Raw genomic sequence first — 13,481 nt, 5'->3', positions numbered from 1 at the left:
GCCACCCGGCGAAGGATTTAACGCCGAAAAATCAGGTCTCATCTAAAGAAGCAGATCCAAATGTGGCGGGCACCCACTTTTCGTCGCCGAGTGGGTGACGCATTCATGCGTTGGTCATTCAAAGATTGAGGCGACCCAGCGTGGAACAAGACATGAAAGAGCCCCGGCACCGTGATCCCTAAAGGGGATCGAGGCGGTGCCGGGGTTCTTTATTTAGCTAACGCGCTCCGCTAAAGGCGGAGTGCAAAGCGACTTACTTCTTGTCGCGCAGGGTCTCGTCGACGACGTTGCCGTCGGTCTCGATGCGCTCCTTGGCGACATCCTCGGTGACGGTCTCGGTCTCGCGGACGACGTCCTTGTCCAGGGAGACCTTCTCCACCGGGACGGACTCCTTGGAGACGTTGACGCGGTCCTCGTGCAGGGTGACGGAAGCTTCCTGCTCGCCCAGGTTGCCGTCGTAGTTAGCGCGGTCTGCCTCGGTGATCGGCTCGCGGGTGACGCGGACCTCTTCGCGCTCAACCGGGACCTCGACGGTCTCGGTCTCGTGGACGACGTACTTGCGCAGACGGACCTCGCCGGACTGGACGCGCTCCTTGCCGACGTTCAGCTGCTCCTCGGAGCGGATGATCTCGCCGTTAGCATCGGTGCGGTCAGCAACCTCGCGGTCTGCGACGGCAGCGCGGTCAGCGTCGGTGCGCTCACCAGCAGCAGCGCCTGCACCAGCGGCAGCGCCTGCACCAGCAGCACCTGCGGCCGGTGCACCTGCGCCAGCAGCGCCGGTCTCGTAGGTGGTGCGCTCCTCGACGCCCTCGAGGCCGTAGTGGCGGTAGAAGGCCTCCTGGTCAGCGTTGGTGAGGTGGCCGTTCTCGTCGAGATCCGGAGCGTCCTCGATGCGGTCCTTAGCGAATGCCAGGTGCAGGTCGCCGTTCTCGAGGGTGTGGCCGCGCAGCGGGACGATGGAGTCGCCGCCACCGAACAGACCGTGGGAGACGGAGACGAAGTCCGGCTGGCCGGTGGTGTCGTTAACGTACACGTCCTGGACGCCACCGACCTTGTCGCCGTTCACGTCGTAAGCGGTTGCGTTTGCAAGGTCTTCGATGCGGTTGAAATCAGCCATGATGTCTGAATCTCCTTTAAATGTTTTGTCGGAATCGAACAGACCCCAACGTAACGACGGATCGGGGGCGCTGCAGGGGCCCGGCCGAAAACGAGACAGATCAATCGAAAGTTTGAGGGCAGGCCATCGGAGTTTGGTTATAGTGTCGCGGTCGCCCTCGTTGGCCTGCAGAAATAGAGGTCGTAGAGGTGCGGGTGGGGCTATGGGTGCGGGATTGAGTCTCGGTGAGGTAACAAATCGGCCACGACGCGCATGAAATCGGCAAAATGTGAGATAAATCACGTTTCCGCAAGCCAGGGAACATGCCCCTCAAGCCTGTCGTTTTCGGGGCGATAAAACGGTGCCCGAAAGGCGAAGCAACGGCGAACCAACCGCGCCCGAACACCGCCCCCACGCACCGATCACAACTCCCGCACGGCCTGGATATCGCGCAGGTGACGGTAGAAGGTGACGCGCTCGACGGGTCGTTTCGCGGGAATGCCGTCGACGGTGACGAGGATGGAGCGGCCGCCGGATTGGAGGGCGCGTCCGGAGGGAGTGAAGGTGGCGTCGATAAGCGTTTGCCTGCGGAAACGCGGCTTGCGGATGGCTGCTGCGGCGAGTCCTGGCGCGTGTGTGGTGGGCACAAGGCGCGCGCCGAATACGCGGCCGCGGCCGTCGCTGCGGACAAGGACGTCGTTGTCGACGACGATCTCTCCTATATATGGGGCACCATCGACGTGGGTGAGCGTGGCGGCGCCGGCGACAACGAGTCCTGCGTCGTTGCGGATGCACGGGATGGGGTGCACGGGACCATCCACCGCGAGTGGCACGGAGGTGCCCCACACGACTGCGGCGGGCGAGGTGGGGTCGCTGGGCACGTACGCGATTTCGGCCCACAGGTAGTCGGCGCGCATCATGCGCGTGAGTACAGCGGACAGCGCGGCGTCGGTGCCGGAGACGATGATGCGCAGACGCTCGTTGGGTTGTTGCGGCGCGAGCGCGGGTTCGCCGAGGTGGGAGACATTGGGCGAAGCGGCGATGTCCTGCAGTGACGGCGTGGGGTCGACGGGCAGGACCTCGTGGGCAATCGCGTCCAAGAATTTCAGATCCCGCCGCGAGGGAACGGGTGGGAGAATGTGGTGCTCGGCGCCTTTAATAACCGTGTCTGTGCCGCACGCGCAGTGAATGAGCCGCATGAAGCTCACGCTACAAGCCGCGCGTGGTGCTTTGTATATTGAGGCCCATGTCTGCCGATACCGAACTGATCCGTGTGTGCGCCGTCGTCTTCCGCGACGCCGACGGCCGCGTTCTCGCCGTACGTAAACGAGGCACAAGCCGCTTCATGCTCCCCGGCGGCAAACCGGAACCAGGGGAAGCACCGCTAGACACCGCCGTGCGCGAAGTGCGCGAAGAAATCGGCGTGCTTATCGACGCCGCGTCGCTGACCCCTCTAGCCACCTTCCGCGCCCCAGCCGCCAACGAGCCAGGCCGCGAGGTGGAAGGCACGATCTTTATGTGCGACGATCCCGTGGACCCGCAGCCGGCCGCCGAGATCGAGGAGCTCAGCTGGGTCGACCCCCGCAACCCCGCTGACGCCGGTGTTGATCTGGCTCCTCTGCTGGAGACGAAGGTCTTCCCGGCGTTGGTTTAAGCGGATTAGAAAGTAGCGCGTGGGTCGCGGGCAAGAACGTGAGGATTTCCCTTACGATTAGTCATGGAGTCCCCCGGTGAAGGGTTCCATGTTCAACATGGTTGCCCTCGGGGGTTTTCTCATATTGGTTGACCTGCCAACACGCTGACCGACATTGAGGGCACTGCTTGTATGCGTCCCACGTACTACGCATGCTGCGGCCACAGTCCCCATTGTGTCGCGACATTTGTGCAGGCAACCGCCCACCGAGCAGTTGATACGGTCACGAAGGCCCTCAATCCGTTTTACGCATATACCCGCGCATCCTTCGCTGCACATCCCCGCCAAAGCTCGCCGGCAACTCAGCGCCTTTCGCTCCCTGTGGAAGAGCCGTGCCTCCAAAACACCGTTCCTGACGCTCACTTCGAAGTCCGAGGTGCGTTGGCGCTACAATGACGCTGGACTTTTGCGGGGATGTGTTCGTCGTTAGCGGCGCGCGATAACCCGCAATGAGCACGCACACGACAGCTGCGACGCGCAGCGCGAATTAGGGAGCGTTTTATGGCGGCCATCATCATTGTCGGTGCCCAGTGGGGCGACGAGGGCAAGGGAAAGGCCACGGACATTCTCGGTGGCCAGGTCGATTATGTTGTGAAGCCGAACGGCGGCAACAATGCCGGCCACACGGTGGTCGTCGGCGGCGAGAAGTACGAGCTGAAGCTCCTTCCCGCTGGCGTGCTCAGCGAGAACGCCACTCCGGTGCTCGGCAACGGCGTTGTGGTGAACCTTGAGGCGCTCTTCGAGGAGATCGACGGTCTGGAAGCCCGCGGCGCCAACGCGTCGCGCTTGCGCATTTCCTCCAACGCGCACTTGGTCACGCCGTACCACCAGACGTTGGACCGCGTGCAGGAACGCTTCTTGGGCAAGCGCGCGATCGGCACCACCGGCCGCGGCATCGGCCCGACGTACGCGGACAAGGTCGCCCGCGTGGGCATCCGCGTGCAGGACCTCTTCGACGAATCGATCCTCCGCCAGAAGATCGAGTCCGCCTTGGACGTCAAAAACCAGATGCTGGTGAAGATGTACAACCGCAAGGCGATCGAAGTCGAAGAAATCATGGACTATTTCCTCGGCTACGCCGACCGCGTCAAGCCGATGGTGATCGACGCGGAGCAGGTGCTCAACGCCGCACTCGACCGCGGCGAGCACGTCCTCATGGAAGGCGGCCAGGCCACCATGCTGGATGTCGATCACGGCACCTACCCGTTCGTGACCTCCTCTAACCCGACGTCCGGCGGCGCCTGCGTCGGTTCCGGCATCGGCCCGACCAAGATCACTGCGTGCTTGGGCATCGTCAAGGCCTACACCACCCGCGTCGGCGCGGGCCCGTTCCCGACCGAGCTCTTCGACAAGTGGGGCGACTACCTCCAAGAGACCGGCGGCGAGGTCGGCGTGAACACCGGCCGCAAGCGCCGCTGTGGCTGGTACGACTCCGTGATCGCCCGCTACGCCGCGCGCGTCAACGGCTTCACCGACTACTTCCTGACCAAACTGGACGTCCTCACCGGCATCGGCGAAATCCCGATCTGCGTCGCCTACGACGTCGACGGCGAACGCTTCGACGAAATGCCGCTCACTCAGTCCCAGTTCCACCACGCCGAGCCCATTTTCGAGACCATGCCCGCCTGGGGCGAGGACATCACCGGCTGCACCACCTTCGAGGAACTCCCGCAGCGCGCCCAGGATTACGTCCTGCGCCTCGAGGAACTCTCCGGCGCACCCATTTCCTACATCGGCGTCGGCCCCGGCCGCGACCAGACGATCGTCCGCCATGACGTCATGGAGCGCTAACCGCGCACGCCCGCCGCACCTCACGGTTCAGCGCGCCCCTTCCGCTTCTGGAAGGAGGCGCTTTTTGCTTTGCGACGTCTCGGCCGTCCACTATCGCTTGTGTGAGTAATTTCCAAAGCAAGCAAAAATGGCAACGGTGCGGTCATGTCTGTTTCAGTGAGGTTTGTACCGAATAGAGGCGACTTGAAGGAATAAGGCCAATAAAACGTCGTAGAAGGGCGGATTCACCGGTCGTTTCCCCTTCCTTGCCCCCGTCGCTCCCGCTGCCCTTCGTCGATAGTGAAGGGGTGTGGAAGGGTGGAACAGTTCTCTACCAGCATACTTACATGCATATTGGCGTCCCCCAGGATCCTTGAGGTTCGCTGGTGCACCCCTGATTGTGTTCATGGGTGCACCAGCGGATTTTCTTTCTTAAGATGCGAATTATTTTTATCTTATGTTTGTGAAGCTACTCATGTCCTGACCTTTGGCTATTTTAATTGTCGTTACATTTAAAAAGAGTTGTTCTCTTAGTTTCCGGAAAAGTAGCTCGATTTAAAAACATTCCGCTGATACTTTCAAGGCTGTGAGAAACCGTATGGTGCTCGTAGTTAGTCCTGAGTGGCGCCGAGGCATCTCATCGAAGGACGCTTTGCGCAGATAGATCGAGACGCGCGCGTCCCAGTTGTAATTCCTAATACCTACTGACGTTTCTTGAAAGGAAACTCATGCGGAAAACAAATATTGCCCGCCGTCGCGGTACGACGATCGCAGCTGCGGCTTTGTCCCTGGCGCTGGTGGCGCCGGCTGTGCAGCCGGTGGCAAATCCGGGTGCCGTTCCGGCGGCATTCGCCTCCACCAAGGATGAGGCTGGCCAGCCCAATGCAAATAGCAACGGTGTCAAGTACCCGGGTGTGAATGCGGACGGAATCTACCAGACATCTGTTGGTGAGCCGCGCTACACCTTCCAACCGCCGAAAAAGAAGGCTGGCACTGTAGAGTCCGGCACCACGCAGGGTGACACTGAGTCCATCCAGGGCTTCGTGCTGAACACCCGTAACGGCAACATGGCTGTTCACCCGGGCACCAAGAACTACCGTCCAATCCCGATGGAGGGTGTCCGTGTCTACGCCGAGTGGGTGGACAAGGACGGTTACACCTCGCCGACCTACACCACGGTGACCGGTCCGGATGGGCGATTCGCGATTAAGATGCGTCCGTTCTTCGATGCCCTTGGCGGTCTGCATGAGTTTGATGCAGATCCCAACGGTCCGCAGTACGAGAAGATCCGGGTCTGGGCAGAAAACCCGGATGGTGAAACATTCCAGCAGGTCTACGGATATAACAACGGTTTCTTGGGGCCTCAGGAAGCTACGATTGATACCCAAGGTTCCAACACTCACTGGCTGGTCAGCTCGAACCGTGTAAGCAACGTGAGCTTCTTCTACGGCGAGAAGCCTCAGAATGACGTAATGCATAAGATGGACCAGGCGGTGGAGAACCCGGTGAAGTCTTCTGGCCAGGGTGGCCAGGTGCAGGGCAAGGCGTTCTGGGAGCAGGACCACACCCAGGGTGCATTCACTTGGAACCTGATGAACACCCTCAACAGCGGTGACGTTGCCGCTGAGGGTTTGAAGATTTACGGTTCCTACCTGTCTGATTACGCAATCAACAAGATCATGAATGAGGCGCCCGCCGACCTCGGTGTGGACGAGATCCGTAAGGGAACCCGTCGCGCATGGTCGCGTGACGACGAAGCTGCGCTGCAGAACTGGATCAAGCGCGAGATGGCCACGGACACCGAGAAGGATCCGGTGACCGGCAAGTTCGGCAAGGACCGCTGGATCGCCGAAACTGTCATGGCGACGGTAGGTGCAGACAACAACTACACGCTGCAGTTCAACGGTACTTTCGGCGAAGATGAAAAGGGTGATCGTGGTACCGGCGGTTCCAAGGGTAACCCGCTGACGCGTAACGACGGCACTAAGGTCACGTTCCCGGACGGCTCCGAGCATGTTGCATGGGACCTGCTTGGTACTGTCGCGCCGGATCCGAACTACGGCACCTTCCGTAAGGGCGCCCTCGGCAACTCCAGTGACAAGATGCCGAAGCACGTCAACTGGGATTGGCTGTTCGTCTCCACCGAGGATGTTCCGGGCTTTGGTGTGCAGACTCCGTGGCAGACTAACGGCTACCTCGATGTGGGCTCCTACAACACCAACGATGGTTGGAATGTTGTGAGGGTGGGTGAACACCTGAACACCTCGTTCATTTCGCTGTACGCGGATTACGTGACGTTCGATGTGACCCCGTACGACTCCGCTGAGAACTGGGCGAAGCCGGGGGATGTGGCTGAGACGAACACCAACGGTGTACCGACGAAGTTCGCTAATAATCTCAAGTACGAGATCGAGTGGGTTAACGCTGACACCGGTGAAGTTGTTACCACGAGTGAACCGTTGGAGGCTGGTTCGAACGGCGAGCTCCCGTCCTTCCCGTTGAACACTGGCGATGAAGATCTGTTCCCGAACGGTATCGATAAGACCACGACTTTCCGTGCTGACCTCTACCCGATTGACATCGCCGAGGGTAATGCACGTGGAAGCCGCATTGCCGCTGATTCCTTCACCGTTCTCGTGGGCTGGGCCCCCATCTACGAGGAGAAGAAGGGAAAGGCCGGTGAGCCGCTGAAGTCTGGAGTCCCGACGTTCGATAACACCACCACCGATGAAGTGGAGTCGGAGAAGGGCAGTGACCTTCCGTCGCCGGTTTCCAAGTTTGAGATCCCGGAAACCGTCCAGGCGCCGGAAGGCTACACCGTTGACCTGGACGAGAGCACAGGTGAAGTGACTCTGACCTTCCCGAAGGATGCAAAGCCGGGCACGAAGTTTGAGGTTCCGGTTGTTGCAGTCCTGGAAGATGGCACCAGGACGGTTGGTTCCGCTCCGTTTGAAGTCGCAGTTGATACTGATACCACCGTCGAGCCGGAGTACGAGGACAAGCTTGTCGAGCCGGGTACCCCGGCGGAGTCGAAGCCGGTGTTCAAGAAGCAGGACAAAGACGGCAATGTCACTGACGAGACGGTTGATGCACCGGAGGGCTCGGAGTTCTCGATTCCGGATTCCTTCAAGGCTCCGGAGGGTTACACGGTAGAGGTTGATAAGACTACCGGTGTGGTCACGGTTGAGGCTGATCCGGAGAAGCTTGATAAGGACACCGTCGAGGAGTTCGAGGTTCCGGTGACTGTTGAGTACCCGGATGGCTCGAAGGATCACGCTAAGGCGAAGTTCGAGCTGGATACCGATGGTGACGGTATTCCGGATTCCGAGGATGATGACGACGACAACGATGGCATCTCCGATAAGGAGGAGATCGAGAAGGGTTCCAACCCGAAGGACAAGGGCGAGATTCCGGCTACGCCGCTGGAGCCGGGTACGAAGCGTCCGGATTGGGATGATGCTTCGACTACTCCGAACAAGCCGGTTGACATCCCGAAGAAGGATGGCTCTGGTGATGTTCCGGAGGGTTCCAAGGTTGATGTGACCGATGGTCCGGGTAAGGCTGAGATCGGCGAGGACGGCACCATCACGGTGACCCCGTCTGAGGACGCGAAGCCGGACGACACCATCACGGTTGTTGTCAAGGACAAGGACGGCAACGAGCTCGACACCATCGAGGTGACCATTGATCCGAGCTCCGCGCAGAATCTTGAGCCGATCTATGAGGATCAGAAGGTTGTTCCGGGTACCCCGGCGGAGTCGAAGCCGGTGTTCAAGAAGCAGGACAAAGACGGCAATGTCACTGACGAGACGGTTGATGCACCGGAGGGCTCGGAGTTCTCGATTCCGGATTCCTTCAAGGCTCCGGAGGGTTACACGGTAGAGGTTGATAAGACTACCGGTGTGGTCACGGTTGAGGCTGATCCGGAGAAGCTTGATAAGGACACCGTCGAGGAGTTCGAGGTTCCGGTGACTGTTGAGTACCCGGATGGCTCGAAGGATGACGCTAAGGCGAAGTTCGAGCTGGATACCGATGGTGACGGTATTCCGGATTCCGAGGATGATGACGACGACAACGATGGCATCTCCGATAAGGAGGAGATCGAGAAGGGTTCCAACCCGAAGGACAAGGGCGAGATTCCGGCTACGCCGCTGGAGCCGGGTACGAAGCGTCCGGATTGGGATGATGCTTCGACTACTCCGAACAAGCCGGTTGACATCCCGAAGAAGGATGGCTCTGGTGATGTTCCGGAGGGTTCCAAGGTTGATGTGACCGATGGTCCGGGTAAGGCTGAGATCGGCGAGGACGGCACCATCACGGTGACCCCGTCTGAGGACGCGAAGCCTGGCGACAAGGTTGTCGTTGTGGTGAAGGATCCGAAGGGTAACGAGATCGACCGTATTGAGGTTGAGATCAAGGACGAGACTGCTCCGACCGTGAACCCGGTGAAGGAGGGTGATAAGGAGATCACTGGTAGGGGTGATCGTCCGGATGAGAGGATCATCGTGACCCTGCCGGATAGCACAGAGATCAAGACGACGACCGATAAGGACGGCAACTGGACCGTTAAGGTTCCGGAGGACAAGCCGCTCTCGCGGGGCGACAAGATCGAGGTCCGCGACGGTGCCCGTAACAAGGCCAAGACCGTGACCGTCGGTGAGAAGAAGATCAGTTCCTCTGAGCGTGAGGGTTGCACCGAGTCCCTGATTGGCTTCGGTCTTCCGTTGCTGGCTCTGATCCCGCTGGGTATCGCATCCCAGACTGCGATCCCGGGCCTGCAGGATATCCAGGCTCAGGTTGGTCGTCAGATCCAGGATGCGAACTCCGCTCTGCAGAATCAGTTGGGCATTATGGATCCGCGTTTGGCTAAGGCTGCCGCTGACTTCGACGCGCAGCTGAAGGGTGCGGGTACGAACCTGAACCAGGTTCTCGGCGGACTGGCGGTGCTTGCTTACGGCATCGCTGCGATCACGACGATTGCTACCAAGTGTGGTCCGGGCAATACCAAGACCGAGACCAATGTCGAGGTGTCCAGCATCTTCGGCAAGGGTTCTTCCTCGAAGGGCAAGGATGAGAACAGCAGCTCTTCTTCCAAGGGCAAGGATGAGGACAGCAGCTCTTCCTCCAAGCCCAAGGGGGACAAGGGTTCTTCCGGGTCTGAGGGCAAGGATGGCTCCGGAAAGGGCGCTGAGGCTGAGACTCCGGCTGAGGGCAAGAACGCTCAGTGAAGAGTGAGCGGTCCTCGCTGGCTCTGGCTGGTGAGTTGAAATGAATCACCGCCGATCCCTACCTGAATGGGTAGTGGGTCGGCGGTGATTTTTGTGTTGGGGGCAGGGGAGGCGTCGATAAGCAATTGCGTGCTTGTCGACGCCTCCCTTTTTCTTCGCTCCCCCTAAACGGTGGACGCGCGGAAGAATCTATCAATACAAATATCCGCCGAACAACCTGCTATTTGGTGTTGATGTGACTGGAGTTGTGACTTCTTTTGGACGTGTCAAAACTTTTTGAGTGGAGACAGTTTCTTGACGCTGATAGTTTTTATAACTGTGAGAAAACGTATGGTGCTCGTAACTCGTCCTGAGTGAGACCGTTCCATCTCATGTACGGCCCGTGTCGCCTTGCTTAAAACCTCAGTCACGAGCCGCAACTTCATATGTGTTCACTGTTTTTCTGAAAGGAAGTCATGAACTTCAAGAACATCACCCGCCGCCGCGGTACGACGATCGCGGCTGCGGCTTTGTCGATGGCGCTTGTTGCTCCGGCTGTGCAACCGGTGGGAGCACCTCAGTTCGGGGCACTTGCAAATGCTCAAACCTCCGGCACGGTTGCTGCTACCCCGGTCACTGATCCGACCAAGATTATTGAAGCGGATGGTATCGCCAACGGTTACATCAAAAAGCCAGTTGACATGACCAACGCGCTGGCGACGCTTTCTGGTTTCGTCGGCCTGAAGGAAACCAGTGCGTCGAGTTCCCTCGAGGGAACCATGGGCCTCAATGACGTTACGGTTTACATGCGGTTTAAGGACCGTGACGGCACGATTTCTCCGATTTACTCTACGAAGTCACACCAGCTTCGCGGTGACTCCGGCAGCTACGCCTTCGATCTTCGTGCGAAGGACGAGGACGGCAATGTGCTTTCTCACCCGGACAGTGAGGTTCCGCGTGGTGAGTTCTCTTTCGTCGATGCGAACGGCAAGCCGCACCTTTTTCGTGGTCTTCGTGGGCAGGAGTACCGCATTTGGGTTGATTCGCCGCTGAAGAATGCGGAAACGGGCAATGACCTTACCTACGTCCGTCAGGCAGGTGGCGGTGTCCCAGGCGCTTGGGCGCCTGTTACGCAGGGCACCGCAAACGGTGCGTTCTACTTCGAGAACTACAACATGCAGCGCACCGGTGTGTTCTTGGAGGAGCGCGCGCCGAGCGTTTCGGAAAACTCCTACATGGTGAGCCCGAAGTTTTCCATGGACGAGGAAGGCTGGCACAAGCCTGAGGGTACGGCTGCGCCACGCTACTCCTACTTCGGCAGGGTGTGGGCTGATGCGGAAGGTGGTCTGGACCGTAACGAGACCGGCCCGCTCTACAAGTGGGACGGCGATCAGCCGATCGAGGGTGCGAAGGTCTACGCCTCTGTTCTTTCCGACGACGGTATCGCTGAATACAAGCGCCTAAAAATTGCCGATAAGCCGTACCGTGAGCAGGCGGCTGCTACCAAGGCCATGATTGAAAATATGCGGGCGAACGGCAAGGAGCCGATCCTTAAGACCGTTGGCGCTGTAACCGATGCGGAAGGCCGTTACACCATCCGCATGGGTGAGGATGTCGGCGACCGCATGAAGAACTACACCTACATTTGGGCTGAGAATGATGGCAAGGTTCTCAACTCCTTCAGTGGCTTCCCGACGCCGGTTTTCCAGAAGGTGAACGGCAATGCGGGTGAGAACCCGAACTGGGGCGGCGCAGTCGGTATTCCGAGCTACACCAACCAGCGTTGGTACAACATCAACTTTGCTGAGGTTCAGGCTGACATCGCGAATTTGGACATCGTTAATTACGATTCCTACCTCAACCCGGCAGACCTTCCGGAAGGCATCAACAACCTTGAGCCGGCGAAGGTCAAGTTGACGGGTGCGCTGCCGTTTTCTGGTGATAACAAGATCCGTTGGATCGGTCCGGATGGAAAGCAGATTGGCGACGATTGCGCGGTCGATACCCTGGCGGACGCTGCAAATTGCTCTCTGGCTCCTGAAGATTTCAAGAACCCGGGCACCTATGTCGCGCAGCTGGTCAATGCTTACGACGTTGTCGTTGGTCAGGACTCCTTCATTGCGGTGAACGAGGTTCGTCAGAATGGTGAATTTGAGCCGCAGTATGAGGACGCTACTGCTCCTGCCGGTGAGAAGACCACCGTGGAAGCTCCGAAGGACAAAGATGGCAAGGAGATTCCGGCAGGAACCAGCTTCGAGCCGGGCGGTCAGGTGACTGATCCGGAGGGCAACAAGGTCGACAAGCCCGAGTGGATCACGGTTAATCCCGATGGTTCGATCGAGGTTGCGCCGCCGAAGGATGCCAAGCCCGGTGACTACACGATCCCGGTTGTTGTGACCTACCCGGACGGTTCCCGTGAGACCATCGAGGCCAAGGTGACCGTCGAGGCGCCGGCTCCTGCCGAGAAGGATAAGGATAAGTTCGAGCCTGGTTACGAGGACGGTTCCGGTAAGCCGGGTGAGGATGTAACGGTTGACGCTCCTGAGTTTAAGGACAAGGACGGCAAGGAGACCAAGGCGCCTAAGGGCACGAAGTTCACCCCGGGTGAGGGTGCTCCGGAGGGTGTGAAGGTTGATAAGAACACCGGTGAGGTCACTGTTCCGGTTCCGGAGGACGCGAAGCCGGGTGACAAGATCACGGTTCCGGTTGATGTGACCTACCCGGATGGTTCTACGGACACCGTTGACGTTACTGTCACGGTTGACGAGGCTGACAAGCCGGATACGCCGGCTCCTGCCGAGAAGGATAAGGATAAGTTCGAGCCTGGTTACGAGGACGGTTCCGGTAAGCCGGGTGAGGATGTGACGGTTCCGGCTCCGACGTTCAAGGACAAGGACGGCAAGGAGACCAAGGCTCCGGAGGGCACCAAGTTCGAGAAGGGTGAGAATGCTCGGGATGGTGTGACGGTTGATCCGAACACCGGTGAGATCACTGTTCCGGTTTCGGAGGATGCGAAGCCGGGTGACAAGATCACTGTTCCGGTTGAGGTGACCTACCCGGATGGTTCCAAGGACACCGTTGACGTTACTGTCACGGTTGAAGAGGCTGACAAGCCGGCGGTTCCTCCGGCTGACGTGAGCGTTGATGCTGTTCCGGATAAGAGTGTTCAGCGCGGTGAAGAGATCAACATCCCGGTCAAGGCTTCTGAGGGTGCTGAGGTTTCTGCAGAGAATCTGCCGGACTTCTTGAAGTACGACGATGCTAAGAAGGCAATTGTTGGCACTGTTCCTGCGGATGCTGAGCTGAAGACCTGGGAGGATATCAAGGTCACGGCTAAGAACGGTGATGCTACCGACGCCGTCACCTTCAAGCTGACTGTCACCGAGCGCATGATCGAAGCCCCGGACACTGATGGTGACGGTATCCCGGATTCTGAGGATCCGGATATCGATGGTGATGGTGTCAATAACTCTGATGAGAAGGCTGCTGGCACCGATCCGTACAACCCGGATACCGATGGTGATGGCACCGATGATGGTGACGAGGATGCCGATGGTGACGGCAAGCTGAATAAGGACGAGTCCAACACGGATGAGGATGCGACCTCCGATAAGGATGGCGACGGTATCCCGGACATCATCGATAAGGATGATGAGGATGGTCCGAAGGGTGATAAGGATGGCGACGGCATCGTCAATGCTGAGGACCCGGATGC

Annotated in this window: 6 protein-coding genes; 4 read left to right on the top strand and 2 right to left on the bottom strand. The window is 59.0% G+C overall.

Annotated features, from left to right (window positions below; translation table 11 throughout):
- Positions 1-253 precede the first annotated feature (253 nt).
- On the bottom strand, positions 254-1,117 hold the full coding sequence (locus ACUY2Y_RS10175; protein WP_448326204.1) for a PRC and DUF2382 domain-containing protein: 864 nt from the start codon (positions 1,115-1,117) through the stop codon (positions 254-256).
- Positions 1,118-1,518: 401 nt separating this feature from the next.
- Complete coding sequence (locus ACUY2Y_RS10170; RefSeq protein ID WP_448326202.1) at positions 1,519-2,295, bottom strand: hypothetical protein; 777 nt, start codon at positions 2,293-2,295, stop codon at positions 1,519-1,521.
- 47 nt (positions 2,296-2,342) lie between these two features.
- On the opposite strand from ACUY2Y_RS10170, the gene ACUY2Y_RS10165 reads away from it, so the two are divergent.
- The 4 genes from ACUY2Y_RS10165 to ACUY2Y_RS10150 all read left to right on the top strand — a co-directional run.
- On the top strand, positions 2,343-2,750 hold the full coding sequence (locus ACUY2Y_RS10165) for an NUDIX hydrolase (RefSeq protein WP_448326201.1): 408 nt from the start codon (positions 2,343-2,345) through the stop codon (positions 2,748-2,750).
- A gap of 540 nt (positions 2,751-3,290) precedes the next feature.
- Positions 3,291-4,580 (top strand): adenylosuccinate synthase, encoded by a 1,290-nt coding sequence (locus ACUY2Y_RS10160; protein WP_448326200.1) that lies wholly within the window; start codon positions 3,291-3,293, stop codon positions 4,578-4,580.
- Between the two features lie 707 nt (positions 4,581-5,287).
- Positions 5,288-9,787: a YPDG domain-containing protein gene (locus ACUY2Y_RS10155; protein ID WP_448326198.1), complete on the top strand. Its 4,500-nt coding sequence runs from the start codon at positions 5,288-5,290 to the stop codon at positions 9,785-9,787.
- A 455-nt stretch (positions 9,788-10,242) separates the two neighbouring features.
- The coding region (locus ACUY2Y_RS10150; protein WP_448326197.1) for a YPDG domain-containing protein at positions 10,243-13,481 on the top strand (3,239 nt) is incomplete at its 3' end.

It is taken from the genome of Corynebacterium sp. 20-84, from assembly GCF_053479455.1.
The sequence above is the reverse complement of the archived record's forward strand: the minus strand, read 5'-3'. Positions and strand labels throughout refer to the sequence as shown.

What these genes read in the sequence shown, in the direction of transcription:
- ACUY2Y_RS10175 (WP_448326204.1), bottom strand. Translation starts at nt 1,117, where the DNA reads ATGGCTGATTTCAACCGCATCGAAGACCTTGCAAACGCAACCGCTTAC.
- ACUY2Y_RS10170 (WP_448326202.1), bottom strand. Translation starts at nt 2,295, where the DNA reads ATGCGGCTCATTCACTGCGCGTGCGGCACAGACACGGTTATTAAAGGC.
- ACUY2Y_RS10160 (WP_448326200.1), top strand. Translation starts at nt 3,291, where the DNA reads ATGGCGGCCATCATCATTGTCGGTGCCCAGTGGGGCGACGAGGGCAAG.
- ACUY2Y_RS10155 (WP_448326198.1), top strand. Translation starts at nt 5,288, where the DNA reads ATGCGGAAAACAAATATTGCCCGCCGTCGCGGTACGACGATCGCAGCT.
- ACUY2Y_RS10165 (WP_448326201.1), top strand. Translation starts at nt 2,343, where the DNA reads ATGTCTGCCGATACCGAACTGATCCGTGTGTGCGCCGTCGTCTTCCGC.